Genomic DNA, 20194 nt, shown 5'->3' on the forward strand with positions numbered 1-20194 from the left:
CATGCCATTACCATTTATTTTAGCTGGAGTAGCCCTAGCGGCGGCAGGATACGGAGTTAAAAAAGGGATTGATGCGCTCGATGCCGATTGCGAAGCTGATGAATTTATCAAAAAGGCAGAGAATTTAAAAGAGGAAGCAAAAAGAAAAGTTGATAGTGCACAGTCTAGTCGCAATCAAGCTTTAGTGAGATTGGGTAAGAAAAAACTCCATGTTTTAAGCCATACGGTTTCAAACTTTTTGGATCATTTCCACCGATTGAATCGCAGTAGGATTACTATCGGTACCAAAGATACTGATATGCAAGACATTCAAAAACAAGTGTTAGGCGCGCGAAATCTCCTTAACCAACTTAACACCAACGGTATTGATGGAGACTCTGCTCTAGGAGTGATTGCAGGCTGTGGTGGTTTAGGCGCTTCTAGTTTTACTGCTGGTGCTATTATGGGTGGAGGGCTCGCTGCGAGCGGTCTTGCAGGTATGGCAGTGGTTGGAGGCTTGTTAGCAGCTCCTGCACTCGCTATTTTGGTGGCTATTAGCGCTGATGAAATGGAAAAAAAGCGAGACGATGCCAAGGCTTATTGCTCTCAAGTTGAAGTAGCCGTCAAAAAAGCGGATGTGATGGTTGATCAGTTTCAAGCCGTTAGGAAAATGGCAGATCTTTTCATCGAACAGATTACAAGATTTGAAAAGCTATTCTTCTCGCTCTCCATAGATGCTATTACTACGATGAAAAAGCATCACTACGATACCTCTCGTTACAATCAAAAAGAAAAAGATCAGCTCTGCGTTACCGTTTCAACGCTCTCGACTTTGAGCGCTTTTTTGAAAGTGCCTATCATGGACGAACACCAAAAGCTTAACGAAAAAGCAAAAAACGCACTCAATCTCATGCGAGATCAAATTGGTAGCTTAGAAAATGGGCATTATAGCTTGCGTGGTATCAGATTTAGGTAGGTGCAGCTTGAAGATCTAAGAGACGACAAGACTTCTTAGGACTATAGAGCTTTAAAAGAGGAAAAAAGGGCGTGAAATAGAGGGTATAAAGAAGCGAGCAATGGAAGAATCCAAAAAGCAAACAACCCTTAATCGTTTCCCTTGCACCTCTTGCGGGCTTTGCTGTAAAAATATCACCGGGATTATTGAGCTTATTGGGTTTGATGCTGGCAATGGGGTGTGTAAGTTTTTGGATTTAGAAACGAATCTGTGCAAGATTTATGAATCCCGCCCATTAATTTGCAGGGTTGATGAAGCGCACAAAAAGCTTTATCCCCACATCCCGCTTAAGGAGTTTTATGCCAAAAACGCAGAGGTTTGTAACGCTTTGCAAGAGGCAAACCACATGGATATAAGTTTTAGGGTTATTCTTAATCAATAATTTTTAATTTATTGTTCCACAAACACCGCATCAACCAAATCTTCTATAAATCGTTCTTCATCAAAAGCGATCAGATCGTCTTCTTTTTCGCCCATTCCTAAATAAAGAATGGGTAATTTCAACTCATACAGCACGCTTAAAATCGCCCCGCCTTTAGAAGTGCCATCAAGCTTAGTCATGATCACGCCATCTAACGCCAAAGTCTCATGGAAAATCTTGGCTTGAGTGAGACCAGAACTCCCTTGCGTGCCGTCTAAAATAAGGAATTTATAAAAGGGGGCGTCTTTTAAAACTTTAGAGCAGGTGCGCGCGATTTTAGAAAGCTCGTTTTTAAGGTTGGTCTGGTTGTGTAACCTCCCGGCGGTGTCTATAAAAACTTCATCTATATTTTTAGCGATCGCGCTTTCTATGGTGTTATAAGCTAGAGAGCTTGGATCGCTCCCTTCTTTAGCGCTAATGACTTGAATGTTAAGTTTTTCGCCCCATAATTGCAGCTGTTTGACTGCGGCCGCTCTAAAGGTATCGCCTGCCCCTAAAAGCGCTTTTTTATGCTGTTTTAAAGAAAGCTTGGCGAGTTTAGCGATCGTTGTGGTTTTACCCGCCCCATTAACCCCAACGATCAAATGCACTAAGGGCTTTGTGGTGATGGTCTTTAGGCGGGTTTTATCATAGTAGCTTTCCCCACGCACAAAACGCAATAAAGCGACTTCTAATTGCTTGGGCGTAACTAAATCGCCTAAATGCTTTAACAAGCTCTCTATCAAATCGTATTGGATGTCAAAACTAATCAAAATTTCTTCTAATTCCTCTTTAGGAATATTTTCACGCTTTTTTTCTTTAACCTCTTCGCCCTTAATTTTATTGACAATTTTTTTAAAAAAATTAAACATTAAATTCAGTCCTTTAAGTTAGAAATATCAAATTGGAGCATTTCTATTGGCACGATCCCTTGATATATTTTAATCAATTGGTGTTTGTCATATAAGAGCATGTTAAAAGAATGGTTTAAAATATCATGGTTTAAATGATCAAAAAGAGCGGTATCTTTAGGGTTTAAAATCATCAAATCAGCTTGAAAGGGTGCAATAAAGTCTTTGATTGCATCGCTTGAATAGGGTTGATTGAGTAAAATAAGCACCCTCAAACGATCTTTAAAAGTTTTTTTTAAGATGTTAAAGCTGGGGGCGTAATCTTTTAAAGAATTATCTAAAGCGCTTAAAACTAATAGGGTAGGGGCGTTGGAATCCGGGCTGATATTGAGAGAATCTAAATCGCCTGTAATCGTGTATTCTTGGTTATTCAAATCCATAGCGGTGTAGGTTTTAGGGCTATTTTCTTGTGGGGTATTGTTTTGAGAATCTTGAGATTTTTGAGAATTTTTACAAGCGCTAAAACCCAACAAAACGATCAAAACCAGCGCGATAAAACGCAAAAAATAAGCCTTAATTCTCATTATAAACACATCCTTAAGAATAATAAAATGGTAACTAATAACCTAAAATTATACTATAATGTAAGTCTAAAATTTAAGGATTATAACCATTAAAACGATTTTTAGAGATTTTTGTAAAGAACGCTTGAAAAGGGCTAAACCAACCAAAGATAAAGCAGTCAGGGATAAACTGGCTTGCAAGCTTTTATTTTGGAAACTCAAAGATTATCAAAATATTTTATTGTATAGCCCGTTAGGGCATGAGCTTGACATCAGGCCTTTGATTTTGAAGTTAAGACAAAAAAATAAGTGCGTGTGGTTGCCTAAAAGCGTCAAAAAAGGCACTGATTTTTCTAAAGAGGGTTTCACTATCGCACCCTTTAGGTTGCCTTTAAGGCGTTTGGGGTGGTTTGATGAGCCGAGTTTATCGCGCTATTATAAGCAGGAATTAGATTGTATTGTCGTGCCGATTTTAGGAATGGATACAAGCTTTAGGCGCGTGGGTTTTGGGCTAGGCATGTATGATAGGAGTTTGCCCCAATTGCTCAAAAAACAACTAAAACGCCCCTTAATCGTGTTTGTGAGTAGGGAGTTAGCGATCGCTAATGGTATCCTTACAGACGCTTATGACATTGAAGCGAATCTTTACATGAATGCTCGTATCGTTATGAAGAATGATAAAAGGAAACATTATGAGCAGCGGGTTAATTTACATTTCATTAGAAGTTTTGGTAGCGTGTTTGATCACCGCTCTAATCATGTATTATGTGATGAAAAAGATCTATTATGCTAGAGGGCAAGCCATTTTAAAAAGTGCTTCCGCTAAAGCTAAGCTAATGGAATTTCAAGCGAAATCTTTTGTGGATGCTGAAGAAATGCGCATGAAAAGCCAAGAATGCAAGTTGCAACAGCAATATGAAAACAAGAATTTGCAACTCCAAACCCATTTTGATAAAAAAGAAGCGCATTTGAAGCATTTAGAAGCGCAGCACAAAGAATTTGTAAGAGATGAAAAACGCTATTTGGAAAAGGAAAAAAAAGAGCTTGAAAAAGAGCGCCAAATTTTAGAACAGGAGAAGGAAAATTTTAAAAAACAGCACGCTATTTGTAAAGAAGCTCAAGCCAAAGCGCTAGACGCGATGCTCAATTACATGGCTTATACCAAAGATGAAATTAAAAGCATGATCTTGGAGCAATTAGAAGAGGAACTAGAAGCGCAAAAAAGCACCTTGATCAGGCGTTATGAAAAAGAAGCCAAAGAAGAGGGTAAGAAAAAATCGTATGCCATTTTAGCGGAAGCGACAGCCCGTTTTGCGGGTGATTATGCGACAGAGAATTTAACAAGCCGTATCGCTTTGCCTTGCTCAGATTATGTGGGTCGTGTGATAGGAAAAGACGGGAAAAACATTGAAGCGTTTAAAAAGATCAGTGGGGTGGATATAGAATTTAGCGAAGATAGCAGCGAATTGTGCTTGTCCAGTTTCAATATTTATCGGCGTGAAGTGGCGAGCGAGACGATTAAAATTTTAATAGAAGACGGCCGTATTCAGCCTAACAGGATTGAAGAGGTTTATCATAGAGTCGCGCGCAACATGGAAAAAGAATTGCTTTCTGAAGGGGAGAGCGTGGTGCTAGAATTAGAGCTTGGAACTATGGAAGATGAGCTTAAAATTTTAATAGGCAAAATGCGTTATCGTTCTAGTTTTGGGCAAAACGCTTTACAGCATTCTAAGGAAGTCGCTCTTTTAGCCGGCTTGATTGCAGAACAGCTTGGGGGGGATAAAAAACTCGCCAGAAGAGCCGGTATTTTGCATGATATTGGTAAAGCGCTCACTCAAGAGCTTGGGAGAGACCATGTGAATTTAGGGGTTGAGGTGTGCAAGCGCCATAAAGAAGACCCGGTTGTGATCAATGCGATTTATGCCCACCATGGGCATGAAGAAATCATGAGCGTGGAGTGCGCGAGCGTGTGCGCGGCTGATGCGCTTTCAGCAGGGCGTCCTGGGGCTAGGAGAAAGAGCGATGAAGAATACGCTAAACGCATGCAAGCTTTAGAAGAGATCGCGTTAGAATTTGATGGGGTGGAAAAGGCGTATGCGATGGAGAGCGGGCGAGAACTAAGAGTGATTGTCAAATCCAACCAAGTCAGGGACAATCAAGTGCCTATTATTGCCAGAAAGATCGCTAAAAAGATAGAAGAGAGCGCTCAGTATTTGGGTGAAGTGGGCGTGCAAGTGGTGCGAGAAAATCGTTTCAAAACGACCGCTACGCTCAAGCAATGATTAAGCCTTTTTCCCGCACCTTTTCCATATGCCTTTAGAAAAAACTTTATAGTAGATGAATGAGCGCAAAAAAGTTTCTGATGCGATCACTACAAAAATAAATTCCACCTTAAAATGATAGATTAAAAGCAAGTAAATAGGCATGATCCTTAACCCCCATAAGCTTAAGGTGTTAATGTATAGTGAGACTTTAGAAATGCCAGCCCCCCTAAAAACTCCATCTAGCACAAAATACCCAATTAAGGGGGCTTGAGAGAGACCCACAGCGATCAAATAAGAGCGCGCCACTTCCAAAACTTCTTCATCTTGAGAAAAAAGGCTCGCAAATTCTTTAGCGAATAAGACTAAAATAACCCCTAAAACCCCCATTAAACCCATAGAGATTTTTAAAATCAAATGCGCGTATTCTGTGGCGATCTTTGGCTTGTTCGCCCCTAAATTTTGCCCTGTTAAAACCATCGCTGCGATCATAAATCCAAATCCGGGCATGAACGAAAAGGTTTCCACCCTGATGCCTATTTGCATGCCCGCTAACACCTTATCCCCATAGCTCGCTACAAATTTAGACAAGAGTATTAAAGAGAATAAGCTCAATAAACGCTCAAACCCGGCCGGCCAACCCACTCTAAACATGGTTTTTAAAAAAGAAAAATGAAAGGTTATTTTGAATTTTAAAGGGATTTTTTTGATTTGTATCCAAACGCCAAGCGCGAGTAATTCCCAATAAGAGACAACCACATTCGCTAAAGCAGAGCCTACAATCCCCATTTCTTTAAAACCAAAATCCCCAAAAATCAAGGCTTGATTCAAAAAAATGCATGCGATGACCATGATGATTTTGACAATAAAGGGGGTTAGGGTGTCTGAAAAACTAGCGAGCGCTGAAACTAAAACATTTTTTAAAAAAATACTCGGTAGTGCGATAACTAAGACTTCTAAATAATCTTGCGTCAATTGGCGCGAAGGATCTTGTAATTGCATCCAATTTAAAAAAGGCTCAATCAAAAAATAAGAAACAAACAGCACGCCCAAACAGATGACAAGCGCCCCTATAAAAATACTTGAAAAAGCGTGATTGATTTGAGCAAAATCCCTAGCTCCCACAAGCCTGGAAAGAATGGCGTTAGTGCCGGTGTATAAAATCGTGTTGATGCCATAAAAAAGCATCAAAAATTGCAAGCCCACCCCTAAAGCCACAATGTGATGGTGCGAAATCTTACCCACAAAAAAAACCGAGAGTGCGACCACCAGCACATCTAAAAAAGCATTGACCCCAGAGGGTAAGGCTAAAGAAAAAATTTTCTTAACTTGATAGATTAGCCTAATAGTAACGCTCCAAGAACTCCAAAAACAATCAAAGGGAGGTTATAGACTAAAAAAGTCGGCACGCATGTGTCATAGATATGATTGTGTTGGTTGTCTGCGTTAAGCCCGCAAGTGGGCCCCATGGTGCTATCGCTAGCCGGTGAGCCTGCATCGCCTAAAGCTGCGGCTATGCCGATGAGTAAAATCGTAGATTCTATGCTAAAACCTAATTTCGCACATAAAGGGGCATAAAACACAGCGATGATAGGAATAGTGCCAAAAGAAGTCCCTATCCCCATAGTGATAAAAAGCCCTACAACAAGCATCAAAAAAGCCCCTAAAAACTTCCCTTGGATTATGCTTGTGATCGCATTCACTAAGCCATCTATCGCATGCACTTTTTGCAACACTTCTCCAAACCCGCTAGCCACTAACATCACAAAAGCGATAAACGCCATCATTTTTACGCTATCGTCCATTAAAGAGTCTGTTTCTTTAAACTTAATGCCACGGCCTAGTAAGATAATCGCTAACGCTAAAAAAGCGGCTAAGGGCATCGAATCGGTGGCTAATTGGATCACAAACGCCACGACAATCCCTATAAAAGTCAAATAGTCATGGTAGTTTAAGTTAAGTGAGGCGTAATCTTCTATATTAAAAGATTTTTCTTGGTAGTGTCTGGGTTTTTTGTATAGCGTTAATACCGCTAAAAGTAGCCCAACGACCATCGCTAACCCTGCTATCCACATCACTCCTGTGATTTGCGCTATGGTGGTGCTAACGCCATTGGCTTTCAATTGCTCTAAAATGGTGGTTTGAAAAATCAAGCCAAACCCTACAGGAAGCACCAAGTAGGGGGCTTGCAAGCCAAAGGTTAAAGCGCAAGCGACCGCTCTTCTATCCAACTCTAGCCGGTTCATCAAATGCAAAAGAGGGGGGATTAGAATAGGGATAAAAGCGATATGCACCGGCACTAAATTTTGCGAAAAGCATGCGATGAAAGCGATCAAAAAGCAAAAAGTGGATCGCTTGTAATCCATTAAGCCTATTAATTTGCTCAAAGCGACTTTAATGAGGTTGCTTTTAGCGATCGCTACCGCTAAAGCCCCTAAAAGGATGTAGCTTAAAGCGATGTTTAAATTGCCTTTCATGCCGTCTATCATCACATTAAAACTCTCCGTGATTCCAAGCCCTCCCATAAGCCCTGCTATGAGAGTCGCGCTAATCATAGAAAGCATGACATTGAGCCTTAAAAGGCTAAGAACGCACATGCAAATGATAGCCACAAAGGCAGGATTGCTCCATACAGAGCTATTTTCTAGCATTTTTGCTCCTTGTTAAAATGAAAATACCGCACAAAAATGATAGAACTTTTGCGCTTGTTTAGTGCAAAAAATTACACCTACCATGTTCAATCCTTTCTAACCTTAAATTTTAAATTGATTGACTGATTAAATATAGCGTTTCAACAAATCGTTATAAAAATCAATGCGTCTGTCTCTTAGAAACGGCCACATTCGGCGCACTTCTTCGGTGCGTTCTAAATCAATTTCCGCATACAAAATCTCTTCTTTATCGCTAGCTTTAGCTAAAAACTCGCCCAAAGCCCCCACCACAAAACTAGAGCCAAAAAAAGTAATGCCCCCCTTAATCGCACCACTAGGATCTAATTCTACGCCCACTCTGTTAGTCGCAATCAAAGGCAAGCCATTAGCGATCGCATGCCCTCTTTGGATCGTCTCCCATGCGTTTTGCTGGCGCTTTTTTTCTTCATTAGAGTCTTCTTCTAAAAACCCTATCGCGCTAGGATAGATTAAAATTTCTGCCCCTTTTAAAGCCATGATCCTTGCTGCTTCAGGATACCACTGATCCCAGCATACCATAAGCCCTAATTTGCCCACGCTTGTAACAATAGGCTCAAAGCCCAAATCCCCCGGCGTGAAATAAAATTTTTCATAAAACCCTGGGTCATCAGGAATGTGCATTTTGCGATACACTCCAGCGATTGATCCATCTTTTTCAAACACAACCGCGCTATTGTGATACAACCCTTTAGCGCGCTTTTCAAACAAAGAAGCGATAAGCACCACTTGAAATTTTTGAGCTAAAGCGCTAAAAAAAGCCTTATCTTCTTCAAAATATTCGCCCAAATCAAAAAATTTAGGGTTTTCGCTCTGGCAAAAATAACTATAAGGGTTTAATTCTTGCAACACCACTAAATTGGTCTTAGGGTGTTTTTTTAGCGCTTGTTCAAGCAAGTTGGCTGTATGCTCTATGGTTTTTTTTCTAGAGCCGCAATAAGCATGCTGGAGGACGCTCGCATAAATCATTTTTCACTCTTCTTCATAATCAGAGTTATAGTCTTCATAATCGTCATCATCATAGACATTCTTATAATCATTATACTCTTCATCTTCTTCTTCAAAGCCCTCTAATTCTTCTTCTTCAAAATCTTCCAATTCGTCTTCGTAATCTTTCATTCCACTTCCTTTCGTTGTTAATATCTTATTTGATAATGTCTTGCACGACTTCGCTCGCTATTTGCAAACCAAAACTCGCCGTAACCGCATTAAAACTCCCAAGCTCTATGCAATGCGGGACTTCAGGGCTAAAAACCACTTTAAAATCCCCTTTAAAACGGCGTTTTTTTAAAAAATCCCTAAATTTACGCCCGAATTTATCGCCATAGCTTTCCCACACGCTCCTTACTTGGATGTGTTTAGGGTTCAAACGCTTCGCACTCCCCATAGAGCTGATAAACTTCCCGTAAGCGAAATTCTGGCATTTTATCGCCAAGCTTGTTTTAATAGGCAAATCGTCCATGCAATCTAAAATGTAATCATAATCTCTAAAATTAAATGAATTTAAAAACGCTTCATCTATGCGATAATTCAAAGCTTGAATGCCCTTATAGAGATCTTGCAACACCAACACTTTAGATTCTCCTATCCTTTCTGATCCGATCTGGCGGTTTTGATTGGTTGCATCAAACACATCTTTATCAATAATAGTGATTTGCCCTATCCCCACACGATACAAAGCGTCTAGCGCAAAGCCCCCAACGCCCCCCACGCCACAGATTAAAACCCTTTGTTGGCGGATTTTTTCAAAATCGTTTTTAAACAACCACCTTATGCGCGTGAATCTATCTATGGGTTCAGACAATCTTTAGCCTTCAATAAAAATAGTGCTTTTATTGTATCGTAGTTTAAAAAATCTAAGACAAAAATTTTTGAATCTTCTTAGCCTTATGCATTTGTGATTGCAGTTCTTCTTTTTCTTTTTCTAATAGTTCAATGCTTTGGGCTATCATTTCCTTAAGGCTTAAAAGCGTGTCTAAATCCAAGCTTTTTATTTGCTCTAAAGAAAGGCGCTCTATCAATGAAAAGGCGAGTTTAGAATCTTTTTTAACAAGAGCGATTTTAAAGGAATCTAATAACATATTAGGCGAGTTCATCTGAATGGATTTCCCTCCATGCTTCTAACAACCCCCTAGCCACATTCAACACCAAATCAATCTTACTCGCATCATTTTCCACATTGGCTTGCGTTAAAACTTTGATTTGATGGGTGTATAAGCCTGTAAGATACACTGCCACTTCTCCCCCTTTTTCATAATCTAAAATATTCAACAATTCCGTGAAAATATCCGTAACCCTGTTAATATAATAAATCTTTTTTTCAATGTCTTCATTTTCAATACAGCGTTTGGCTTGCGAAGAAAATCTTAAAATCCCTTCATAAAGCATTTCAATGAGTTTTGCTGGGGATTCCACACTCACTCGGTTATGCTGGTAGGCTTGATAAGCGTTAGCGTATTGCATAATGTTCCTTTATCCTTTAAAATTGATGACTCTCTGTTTTTTTTTAATTCTTTTTAGCCGCCGCTTGATCGATCATCATTTGCACGGAGTTGAATTTTTGATTGGCTTTAGAGATTTGGCTATCATAAGCGGCAAAGCGCTCCGCCATGATGTTGTAGCGGGTTTTTAAAAGCTCTTGAGCGTTTTCTTTGTCTTTGGTTAAGCTTTTAGCGTCTCTGTCTAGGGAATCTTCATAAATCTTTAACTTAGCGTTCCCTCCGTCTATGAGATTGGCGATGACTTGATTGAATTTAGAAAAAATGCCCTCTTGGTGGATTTCCCTGCCCCCCATATCCTTGCTGTCGCTCCCATAAAAAAAATCTTGAGTCGCTTTAGGGTTAGAATTTAATGCGCTTGATAATTTAGCTTCATCCAAACTCATCACGCCCTTATCGTCTAAACTAAGCCCGTATTTCATCAAGCTTTCTACCCCATTATCCGTATGTACGCTATAAGAAAACACATTATTAAGAGAGGATCTAATGGCACGAATATCGCCCACGCCGTTAAAAATCCCGGCGATTTTAGTGTCAGCGTCATAGCGCGTGTCTTCGTCTAGTTTAGGGATAAGCTCATTATAGGCTTTGACAAATTCCTTAAGGCTGTCTATAATGACTTGATTGTCTCTGCTCACGCTGATAATGGCAGGCTTATTAGGCTCTGTGGTTTGCTCTAAAGTGATATTAACCCCGCTAATCACATCATTGACCTCATTAGTGGGGCGTGTGATGCTCACCCCATTGTAAGTGAATTCTGAATCGCTCGCTTTTTGCAAATTCTTAGACATAAAAAGCGTGTTTTGTGAAGCTTCATAAGATTGCACCATGCCAGCATTTAAACCCAAATCCTTCAAACTATTCTTGCCTAAAGCGTCCTCGCCCTTAATCGTTAGCATTCCGGTTTTAGAATTGATCACAAGCTTGCCTTCGGCGTTCTTAAACGCATTCAAGCCTTCTTTAGCGTTAATCGCTTGAATGATAGCGTCTGTGTTTTCTTCACTGGTGTTGCCCTCTTTGGTTAAGGCTTTTAAATCTAGTTTTTGACCATTCAAGCTAATTACCCCTTCTAATTTACCCTCTTTTATCGTGCGAGAGCTTTTTAACAAATCGCTTTCTTGGGTGGTGGTTTGCAAAAACCCAAGCTCTTTAGCCTTACTCCCTTTAACTTCAATGTTTCCCCCACGCCTGTCATTAATGATTAAAGATTCCCCCCCATGAAGAGTGTCTATGGAAATATCCCCATTAGCGATCAAGTCTTTAAAATTAGGGTCGTTTTCTAAAGCCTGCTCTATCGCTTTTTGGATCGCTGTGTTTTTTTGTTTGATAGAAGCGCTTTCAGGGAGTTCTAGCATGATGGGGACTTCATGCATGTTCCCATCAGCCCCCTTTAAATTCAAACTCAATTCGCTTTTTCCGCTTCCATCAATCCCCAAAGAAAGGGCGTTTTTGTTAGTGAGCGTGGATTGGAGGTGTGAGCCAAAATAGATGCGGTTGTCTTCGCCGGTGTTTTTGGTATTCACCATTAATTGATAGGGGTCATTCCCTCCTGTTTTCATCACAATGCCCATCACTTCGCCATTGGTAGCGTCCGTGATGCTTTGAGCCACATCGCCTAAAGTCATTCCTGCTTTAATATCAACGGCGTAGTCCTTGTTTTGCGTGTAAAATTTGAGCGTGGTATCCACTTGGCTAAAAATATCATCTCTTGAAGAAAATTTCGCCCCTAATTCGTTAATATCGCCTTGCGCTAAATTTTGCACATCCACTTTAATATCCTGGATAGGCACGCCAGCCCCCACGCTCGCGCTCAATGCATCGCCTGTAACATTGCTTTTTCGGCTGATATAAGTGGAATAATCTGAAAGCGTTTTAACCGGACCTTTTAGAGCTGAAAGGAGCGTTTTGATTTCTACAAGGGCTTTTTGTTTTTCAACATTTTGCTCCATTTTCTTGTCTAAGGGGGCGATTAACGCTTTTTCATCAGCGTCCTTAAGCTTGTCAATCACATCGTAATTCAAAACCTTACTGCCAAGCCCTAATGAGCTTAATGAACCTATTGCCATGTTTTACCTCTAATGTTTAGCCTCTTTTATCAAAGATAATGCCTATCACATCGCGCATTCTTTGCATAAGCTCCACGGCTTCTTTAGAGGGTATTTCTCTTATCACCTTATCCCCATTAGCGTCTTTGACTGAAACCACTAACCCTTTGATCGTATCGTTATAACTAAAATTAATATCCGTGCCAATGCGTTTCATTTCTTCATTCAGACGCTCGCTCAATAATTCTAGCTTGGGTTTGTATTGATCAGGGTCTATCGTTGTCTTAGATTCATCAATAGTGTTTATAGTGTTTGCGCGACTGATCTCTTTTGTGGGGGTTGTTTGAACGCTTGTGTGAGATGTGGGAATCCCAATCCCTTGAACTTCATTGACCATAAAAACCTCCAAATTTTTCCATACCTATAAATGTAACTATTTCTTTGTTTGTTAAATTCTTTAGCTAATATCGGCAAAAAGACGATTTGTTAAATCTTAATTGCGTGCAATGAGTTCTAAGGGGTTGATGTGTTTTTCTCTCATGGTAACTTCAAAGCCCAAGCGTTGCTCAATGCGCCCTAAAACATAGCCTTTTTGGATCCGCATGCCGCTTTTAATGGTGGGGGCGATTTTATCCAGTTGAGAATAAATCGTGCGGATGCCGTTTTTATGCTCAATGATAACGACTTTTTTAAGCATGTTGATTTCTTTAGCGAACACGATTTTCCCGTCTAAAACGTTACGCACTAAAGCGTTTGGGGTTTTTGACACTAGCGTAATGGATTCGCTAAAAATTTTTAAATTATAAACTGGGTCAATATAGGGGCCAAATTTTTGCACCACTTCATAATCGTTCAAGGGAGCGATCGTTTTTGGCCCGTTATAGCTCGTGGTGTTGATATTTTGATAAGAGCTAGCCACTTGTTTGACTTCTAAGGCTTGAGAAGATTTTTTCAAACTGACTCTCTTTTCATTTTCTCTATTTTGTTTGATGATATTCAAGCGTTTTAAAAGAGCGTTTAAATTCTGGCGCTCTTTTTCTAAAAGGGTTAGGCGTTGGTTATAGATCGCATAGTCTTTTTGCATGCTCAAAATGAGCTGATTTTGTTCGGTTTGCAAGGATTTTAAGGCTACTTCACGATTTTTTTGTGCATCTATAATGGAGGAGATTTTTTGAATGCTGCTTTTGACTTTTAAGGCTTGCGCGTTGAGATCCTTTTCTTCTTGGCTTAGTTGCGACATTTTAGACAGGGTGCTTTGGTGCAAGTTTTCAAACGCTACTTGTAAAATCACATCGTTAGAAGAGGCTAAATTCTGCCCCTTTAGGGCTTGTGAAAAAAGAAAATCCTCTAAAAGTGTATCAAACACCCTCTTTTGTAAAAACGATCGTTGTTTTTGCAAATGATCTAAAGACTTGCGGTAGTTAGTTAGGACTTTTTCTTGAGCCAAACTTTCGTTACGATTTTTTTCAAGACTCTTTTTTAAAGCCGCCATTTGGCGCTCAATTTCCGCTTTTTGAAGCTCTTTAGAGCGGATCGCTTCGCCTAAAGAACTCAAACGGCTGTTCAGTTGGTTTTTTTCTTCATGGGTTTTTTTCAAAAGGGTTTCTTTGTGTTGGATATCTTTAGCAATATCGCTCACTTTTTGCGTGTTAGCTGATAGTAAGGTGGCTAATAAAAATATTCCTAATTTATACATGTCTAGTCCTCCAAGCTACAAGTAAAACAGAAACAAATGAGACCACAAGGCTAAAAAGCAGTCCCCATAAAAAATGGTTTAAAACAAACGCGCCTCCTATAATACCCAAAGTATCCATCGTTTTTTCAAAACCTTTTTGCGAAGTGATATAAAGCATGAGCATGGGGGCTAAAAAACTAGCGATTAAAGAATCCATTAAAGCTATTTTATACAAAAACCCGTTTTTAAAAGACACCGAAGCCCCTAATAAATCCATGATCTCTAATCTTTCATGGTATTGATAGATCCAGATGCGGACTTGCTTAAACATCAATAAAACCGATAAAACAAAGACCACTAACGCAAAGATATAGACCGCTGCTTTAATAAAACTCAAGAGATCATACACTTGCATGTAAGTTTTGGCAAAGACTTCAACTTTTTGAACGCCAGGGATTTTGAGCAATTTTTCTTTAATGTTTTCTAAACGCTCTTGAGTGGGGAATGTGGAAAGTTGTAAAGAATAAAAAAAGGGTAAATTTTTTTTAATTCCTTAAGCCCGTCTGTACCTAAAGTTTTTTGAAGAGGCTCTAAAGAATAATTAGGATCAATTTCTTTTAACGCTATGATTTCGTTAAAATTTTGACGCAACAATTCCAAGCTTAATTTTTGCGTGCTGGCCAACACGACTGAATAATCTTCAATCAATTTTTTTTCTTTCTGTTCGATTGCTTGATTGATAAATAACACACACTCCAAGCTAAACAATAACGCTACTAGGGGAATGATAAAGGCTAAATGCTTTTTAAGAGTATTCATAAACTTCCCCCTCTTCTATGTAAAATTTTCGGTGATAAGCGCTAAAATTTTTAGGGAATTTGTGCGTAACCACCACGATCGTAGCGTTTAATTGCGTGTTCATGCCCCTTAATAAGCTCCAGATTTTATCGCTAGAATAATCGTCTAAATTCCCGGTAGGCTCATCGGCTAAAATGAGTTCAGGGCAGTTCGCCATAGCCCTAGCCATAGCCACTCGCTGTTGTTCGCCTCCGCTGAGCTCTTTGGGGTAGCGGTTAGCTTTATGGCGTAAATCAATATGCCCTAAAAGTTTTTCTAGCTGCAAGTGGCATTCTTCTTTTTTAACGCCACAAATCACCATGGGCAGTTTGATGTTTTGCTCAATCGTGTAATCTTGGATCAATTTATAATCTTGGAAAACCACGCCAATATTTTTACGCAAATCCAAAATCGTTGATTTTGAAGCGTTGTTCATGTTGATATTACAAACTTCTAATTTACCGCTAAAAAGTTTTAAATCCCCATAAAACGAACGCAAAAGCGTGCTTTTACCGCTCCCGCTAGGCCCTGAAATGAACACAAAGTCCTTGCGTTTGATGCGTAAATTAGCATGCTTAATGACCGGTTCGTTCTGCTGGTATTGTAAGCATAGATTATTCGCTGCGATGATCACACTCATCCAATTCCCTTCTGGCTTAGGATATTTTGAAGCAAAAGATGCGCTTTGTGGTTGTTTAAGGTTTTTAAGGGGCTTTTATTGAGGTAAAAAATCTGATTTTCTGCCAATAAAACAAACAAACGCACAGGCCAATCAAAATCCCCCATACTCAATTCCACTAAAAAATCCCCCTTATTTTCATAAATATTACAAACATGCACAAAATACCCCTCTTGGATGATTTTTGGGGTTTTTAAAATCGTTCCAACGCTCTTTTTATTTATTGTTATTGTATCAAAAGAAAAATCCAATGCATGGTTTTGAGTAGGGTTTTCACCCAATTCTAAAGAATAAATTCTTAAATCATAAATATCTTTTTTGAGTTTATTCCAACGCGCTTCATACTTGCTGACAACCGGTATTTGAGCGTTTTTTTTGATTTCTATCTCGCATTGAAAGTTTTTTAGGGCTAATTTTAAGCTGTCTTCAAAATAAAGGGCATCATCGGTTCGTAATTCCAAAAACCCTTTAGGCTTTAAAACCCTTAAAGCTTCGTTTAAAAACTTTTCGCTTAACACTCGGCGGTGTTTTTTCTCATTCCATGGCACAGGGAAATGCACAAAAATTTTCTCGCACCTGTGATTTGGCATGCTTTCTAAAACCAAACGGCCATCGCCTTGCAAGATGTGCAGATTTTTTAAATCTAACAATTCAATTTGCTTTAACGCTTGCGCGATAGATGGGGTGTGAATCTCTATCCCTAAGCATGTTTTAGTGGGGTTGTTTTTGGCCAATTCTATCAAATGCCTCCCGCTTCCAAAACCAATTTCTATTAAAACAGGGGCTTGATTTTTTTGGATAAAGTCTTCAAAAGTTTCTAAATCAAGGGCTTTTTTTTGGCTCGCATGTTTAGAATTTTCTTGCAAATTATGCGAAATCACTTCAAAAGATTGCGAATAAATCCTTAAAGCTTGTTTTAAAACCTCTCTTTTTAAAGGCGTTGCTTTTTCGCTTTTGATTAGAAAATCATTCGCTCGCCTGATTTTTTGCAATAAAAAAATGTGATTTTTAAAACTCGCATACACACAGCTTTTAGTGGGGTGTTTTAAGCTTAAAAATTCCTTATGAAAACAAAAATCCCCCCTTATTAAGGGGTATTCTAAAGGCTTGGAGTCTAGCTTGGCTAAAAAATGGGGCATTAAAACCCTTTTAGCGCTCTAAAAACAAACGCACTTCTTTGCTTGGGTGCGACTCTAAACCATCTTTATCCACGCTCACCACCTGATAGCGGTAAGCCACGCCCACTTTCATGTCCTTATCCACGAACTGGTTTTGTGTGATATTCCCAAAACGCAAAGGGGTTTTAGAATTGGCTTCAAAACGATACACCGCATAAGTGGCTATTTTAGCGCTTGGGTTATTTTCCCATTGGATCAAGGCCGAAGAGTCTTGAATAGTCCCTTTAGTGATGATAGGGGCTTCAGGCCTATCAGAGGTCTCACCCATGGCAGGCTCTTTAGGTAACGCCCCTTCAAGATGCGTTTTATCAAGGGCAACGACTTTATAATAACGAGTGAGATTGTCTTTTTCTATTTTATCCACATAGGAAGTGTTATTGGTTTGAGCGATGAATTTGTATTTGTCGTTGCGGTTATTGGAAGCGTAAATGCGATAAGCTATCACATCTTCTTGGGTGGATTTATCCCAACTCAATTCAATGTGTCGTGTGAGGTTTTGGCTCACTCTAACATTAGTGATTTCTTTGGGTAAGTCTTTGGTTTTCCCCTCCACTATCACGCTAGGCCTGGATTTATCCCCCATGAAATTTTCAGCAATGACTTGGTAGCGGTATTTTTTCCCATCCTCTAAATCTTTATCAAAAAACTCCACAAACAAGCGGTTTTTTACAGCCCCTACATTTAAAAATTTGCCGTCTTTATTCTGCCTTTGAATGATGTATTTAGAAACGCTAGGGTTAGGGTGCGGGCTCCAAAAGATTTTCACGCTTTTAGGGTATTCAAGGCTTGCGAACACGCTTTCTACAGGATTGATAAAAGAGGTTTTTACTAGAATGGGGTCTGAAAGGTTAGAGATTTTATCGCCCTTGTAAGTGGCGAGCTGGTAAGTGTAAGAACTCTCTGTTTCTAGCCCCTCATCATAATAGTGGGTCGCATAAGGGTTTTTAATCGTGGCGATTCTTTTAAGCTTGGAGTCTTTTTTCAAACGATACAAAATAAACCCATCAATGTCATAAGTATCAGCGATTTTAGGCCATTCAAAACCCACTGAACTCACATCGTTAATGGTTTTAATAGAATGGACTACCGGGAGCTTAGTGTCTGTATTTTCTTGATTATTAAGGGCTGAAAAAGTATGATTCCTGGTAGAAGAACACCCTATAAAAACCGCTAATACCACACTACTTTGCAATAAAAGCGTGAAGTATTTTTTCTTCATCCAAGACCTCATCTAAATTCTCCTTGTTAAAAACTTTTTTAAGATATTCTAACATATCCTTTAATAGGGGAACTTTAAAGCGCAGTTTTTGCTCGCTTCTAGGGTGTTTGAACTCTATCAAATAGGCATGCAGCATGATTCTTATTTCTTCTTTAGAAAGCACCCCATTAAGCCCGTAAAGATTATCGCCTATGATGTGTCTGTTCAAATATTCTAAATGCGCTCTGATCTGGTGCGTGCGCCCGGTGAATAGTTTAGCCCCTATCAAATCCATGCCATTTTGAGAAGTCAGCAAGCTGATAAATTCGCTTTTAGAATAACGGCTTTTTTCTTTTTTAGCCGCTTTGAGCGCTATCATTTTTAAGCGGTTATTAGGGTTTCTTGTCAAATAGCATTCCACGCTCATTTTTTCTTCTTTTAAGGGCGTTGAAAGCAAGGCGATATAGTAGCGCCCCATTGTTTTAGTTTTGAGTTGCTCGCTCAAACAAACATGGGTAAAATTGTTTTTAGCGATGACAATCCCTCCGCTTGTATCCTTATCCAAACGATGCACAATCCCATAGCGCTCTTTTAAGCCTAGATTAGAAAGCTCGTAATTTTTAGATTCCAGCCAATCCACTAAAGTAGGCTCTTTCACGCTTGGGGCTTTATGGACGACTAGATTAGGGGGCTTATTCAACACCAACAAGTCTTCATCTTCAAAAATGACTTCTATTTCTAAATCAAGCTCTTTTTTTAAGGGTTTGGGCGCGATCTTGGGCGTTAAAAGCGTGATTGCATCGCCCTCTTTTAAGGCTAGCCCCCCTTTTTTGACCTCCTTTTTTTGACAAAACACCAGCCCTTCTTTAATTAAATTCAACACTTGGTTTTTAGAAATTTGCAATTCTTTGGCTAAAAATTCATCAATGCGTTTGTAATGGGTAGGGGCGATGAAAACTTTTTGCATTCAAACTCTTTTTTGCATTTTTAAAAACCATTATTCTACTCAAAACCTTAAAAAAATCCTATTTCATTATTTGAATACGCTATAATACGGTGCGACAACATTTTGTGGCTCAAATCATTTTTAAAGGGGTTTTAATGGAACACGACGGACATGATAAACTGAACGGCGTTTTGCGTGGCTTTTTAGGCGACTCATTCACGCTTGATGGGAAAGAAGGAGGATTGAATATGGAAAAATTGCACGAAGTCATCAAAAAAGAAAAACCAAAGATGAATATTTTGCTCATGGGAGCTACTGGGGTGGGTAAAAGCTCGCTCATTAACGCTCTCTTTGGTGAAGAAATCGCTAAAGCAGGCGTAGGAAAGCCCATCACTCAGCATCTTGAAAAATTCATTGATAAAAAGAAAGGCTTGATTTTGTGGGACACTAAAGGCATTGAAGATAAAGATTACCACGACACCATGCAAAGCATTAAAAAAGAAATGGAAGATTCTTTTAAAACACTTGATGAAAAAGAAGCCATTGATGTGGCGTATTTGTGCGTTAAAGAGACTTCTGGTAGGATTCAAGAGAGAGAGAGAGCTATTAAGCTTTGCTAAAAATTGGAATATCCCAACGATTTTCGTTTTCACCAACACACAAGAAAAAGCCGGCGATGCCTTTGTCAAAGAAACTAAAAAAATCATAGATGAAGAATGGGGCTTTAAAGGTTTCATCAAAGCCTATGCGAGGGTCAATTCCGTTGCATTTTCATTTAGAGGTATTGAAGTTTCCATTGAAGGTTTAGAAGAATTGGTAGATGAAACGAAAAAATGCTTGATAGAAGCTAGGAAAAACAAACAAAACTATTTCTTGCTGATTCAAAAAGCTAATATCCAAGCGATAAAATAAGCCATGATAGATGAAAGTAAAACCATTATCCATCTTGCATCAGGAGCGGCTGGATCGGTTGGGCTTATCCCCATACCTTTTAGCGATGCGCTCGCTATTGCACCCATATCAAGCAGGAATGATCTATAAAATGAATGACGCTTTTGGAGTGGATTTGGATAAATCTGTAGCCGCATCGCTCATCACCGGATTGTTAGGCGTAACCGCTATCGCACAAGTGGGGAGAACGCTCGTTAATGGTTTCCTTAAATTCATTCCTGTTGTGGGGAGTGTTGCAGGGAGCGCGACCGCTGTGGCTATCACCGAAGGCATTGGGTTTGCTTATTTGAAAGTGCTAGAAAAATGCTTTAACGATGAGACAGGCGAAGTCGAATTGCCTGCAGTTTATGTGATAACATCCCTTTTCAAGGAGAATTATCTCAATTTGGATACAATCAAAAAATTAAAACCATAAGATTAGGGGTTGAAAA

General features: G+C 39.4%; 21 protein-coding genes and 2 pseudogenes. 6 read left to right on the forward strand and 17 right to left on the reverse strand.

Annotation, left to right across the window (positions count from 1 at the left end; all coding sequences use genetic code 11):
• The first annotated feature begins 1 nt into the window (after position 1).
• Together QT74_RS01300 and QT74_RS01305 are read left to right on the forward strand one after the other, a co-directional pair.
• Positions 2–955, forward strand: coding sequence for a hypothetical protein (locus QT74_RS01300; RefSeq protein ID WP_033764033.1), 954 nt, complete (start codon positions 2–4; stop codon positions 953–955).
• A 100-nt stretch (positions 956–1055) separates the two neighbouring features.
• Positions 1056–1376, forward strand: a complete 321-nt coding sequence (locus QT74_RS01305) for a YkgJ family cysteine cluster protein (RefSeq protein WP_033764035.1) — start codon at positions 1056–1058, stop codon at positions 1374–1376.
• A gap of 8 nt (positions 1377–1384) precedes the next feature.
• On the opposite strand, the gene ftsY is transcribed toward QT74_RS01305, so the two are convergent.
• Entirely contained in the window at positions 1385–2266 is an 882-nt protein-coding gene (gene ftsY, locus QT74_RS01310; RefSeq protein WP_033764037.1) for a signal recognition particle-docking protein FtsY, read from the reverse strand.
• A gap of 5 nt (positions 2267–2271) precedes the next feature.
• Complete coding sequence (locus QT74_RS01315; RefSeq protein ID WP_033764039.1) at positions 2272–2829, reverse strand: hypothetical protein; 558 nt, start codon at positions 2827–2829, stop codon at positions 2272–2274.
• 97 nt (positions 2830–2926) lie between these two features.
• Between QT74_RS01315 and QT74_RS01320 the strand changes: the two genes are divergently transcribed.
• The gene (locus tag QT74_RS01320; protein ID WP_080247122.1) at positions 2927–3601 is read left to right on the forward strand and encodes a 5-formyltetrahydrofolate cyclo-ligase; all 675 of its coding nucleotides are present in this window, start codon (positions 2927–2929) and stop codon (positions 3599–3601) included.
• Positions 3579–5090 (forward strand): ribonuclease Y, encoded by a 1512-nt coding sequence (gene rny / locus QT74_RS01325; RefSeq protein ID WP_033764155.1) that lies wholly within the window; start codon positions 3579–3581, stop codon positions 5088–5090. The genes QT74_RS01320 and rny overlap by 23 nt, the downstream gene beginning before the upstream one ends.
• Here the strand turns inward: rny and QT74_RS01330 are convergent, their stop codons facing one another.
• The 15 genes and pseudogenes from QT74_RS01330 to QT74_RS01400 form a co-directional block, all read right to left on the reverse strand.
• Positions 5091–6407 carry an MATE family efflux transporter gene (locus QT74_RS01330; protein ID WP_267864631.1) on the reverse strand — a complete coding sequence of 439 codons (1317 nt, stop codon included), beginning with the start codon at positions 6405–6407 and terminating at the stop codon, positions 5091–5093.
• A complete protein-coding gene (locus QT74_RS01335; RefSeq protein ID WP_033764045.1) occupies positions 6407–7720 on the reverse strand; it encodes a Na+/H+ antiporter family protein in 1314 nt (437 codons plus the stop codon). Before QT74_RS01335 ends, QT74_RS01330 begins: the two co-directional genes overlap by 1 nt.
• 126 nt (positions 7721–7846) lie before the next feature.
• A complete protein-coding gene (locus tag QT74_RS01340; RefSeq protein ID WP_000638593.1) occupies positions 7847–8725 on the reverse strand; it encodes a carbon-nitrogen hydrolase in 879 nt (292 codons plus the stop codon).
• 3 nt (positions 8726–8728) lie between these two features.
• Complete coding sequence (locus tag QT74_RS01345) at positions 8729–8875, reverse strand: hypothetical protein (RefSeq protein ID WP_000656207.1); 147 nt, start codon at positions 8873–8875, stop codon at positions 8729–8731.
• Between the two features lie 25 nt (positions 8876–8900).
• Complete coding sequence (locus QT74_RS01350; RefSeq protein WP_195742332.1) at positions 8901–9560, reverse strand: tRNA threonylcarbamoyladenosine dehydratase; 660 nt, start codon at positions 9558–9560, stop codon at positions 8901–8903.
• Positions 9561–9612: 52 nt separating this feature from the next.
• Positions 9613–9852, reverse strand: coding sequence for a hypothetical protein (locus QT74_RS01355; protein WP_025275877.1), 240 nt, complete (start codon positions 9850–9852; stop codon positions 9613–9615).
• Positions 9839–10219: a flagellar export chaperone FliS gene (fliS, locus tag QT74_RS01360; protein WP_001199081.1), complete on the reverse strand. Its 381-nt coding sequence runs from the start codon at positions 10217–10219 to the stop codon at positions 9839–9841. Before fliS ends, QT74_RS01355 begins: the two co-directional genes overlap by 14 nt.
• 43 nt (positions 10220–10262) lie before the next feature.
• Positions 10263–12320: a flagellar filament capping protein FliD gene (gene fliD / locus QT74_RS01365; protein WP_033764048.1), complete on the reverse strand. Its 2058-nt coding sequence runs from the start codon at positions 12318–12320 to the stop codon at positions 10263–10265.
• A gap of 16 nt (positions 12321–12336) precedes the next feature.
• Complete coding sequence (locus QT74_RS01370) at positions 12337–12696, reverse strand: FlaG family protein (protein WP_000245951.1); 360 nt, start codon at positions 12694–12696, stop codon at positions 12337–12339.
• 96 nt (positions 12697–12792) lie between these two features.
• Positions 12793–13995, reverse strand: coding sequence for a murein hydrolase activator EnvC family protein (locus QT74_RS01375; RefSeq protein WP_033764051.1), 1203 nt, complete (start codon positions 13993–13995; stop codon positions 12793–12795).
• Positions 13988–14793, reverse strand: a pseudogene (locus tag QT74_RS01380) (FtsX-like permease family protein). The gene QT74_RS01375 and the pseudogene QT74_RS01380 overlap by 8 nt, the downstream one beginning before the upstream one ends.
• Positions 14780–15451 carry an ABC transporter ATP-binding protein gene (locus QT74_RS01385; protein WP_000111071.1) on the reverse strand — a complete coding sequence of 224 codons (672 nt, stop codon included), beginning with the start codon at positions 15449–15451 and terminating at the stop codon, positions 14780–14782. The pseudogene QT74_RS01380 and the gene QT74_RS01385 overlap by 14 nt, the downstream one beginning before the upstream one ends.
• Positions 15448–16629, reverse strand: coding sequence for a tRNA (guanosine(46)-N7)-methyltransferase TrmB (trmB, locus tag QT74_RS01390; RefSeq protein WP_033764053.1), 1182 nt, complete (start codon positions 16627–16629; stop codon positions 15448–15450). Before trmB ends, QT74_RS01385 begins: the two co-directional genes overlap by 4 nt.
• Before the next feature lie 10 nt (positions 16630–16639).
• On the reverse strand, positions 16640–17887 hold the full coding sequence (locus QT74_RS01395) for a fibronectin type III domain-containing protein (RefSeq protein WP_033764055.1): 1248 nt from the start codon (positions 17885–17887) through the stop codon (positions 16640–16642).
• Positions 17850–18833 (reverse strand): RluA family pseudouridine synthase, encoded by a 984-nt coding sequence (locus QT74_RS01400; protein ID WP_033764057.1) that lies wholly within the window; start codon positions 18831–18833, stop codon positions 17850–17852. Before QT74_RS01400 ends, QT74_RS01395 begins: the two co-directional genes overlap by 38 nt.
• A 134-nt stretch (positions 18834–18967) precedes the next feature.
• Between QT74_RS01400 and QT74_RS01405 the strand changes: the two genes are divergently transcribed.
• Entirely contained in the window at positions 18968–19432 is a 465-nt protein-coding gene (locus QT74_RS01405) for a GTPase (protein WP_033764060.1), read from the forward strand.
• 163 nt (positions 19433–19595) lie between these two features.
• Positions 19596–20178: pseudogene (locus QT74_RS01415) on the forward strand (YcjF family protein).
• Positions 20179–20194 lie beyond the last annotated feature (16 nt).

The sequence above is a fragment of the Helicobacter pylori SA213A genome, assembly GCF_000476275.1.
GTDB classification, from domain to species: Bacteria; Campylobacterota; Campylobacteria; order Campylobacterales; family Helicobacteraceae; genus Helicobacter; species Helicobacter pylori_CL.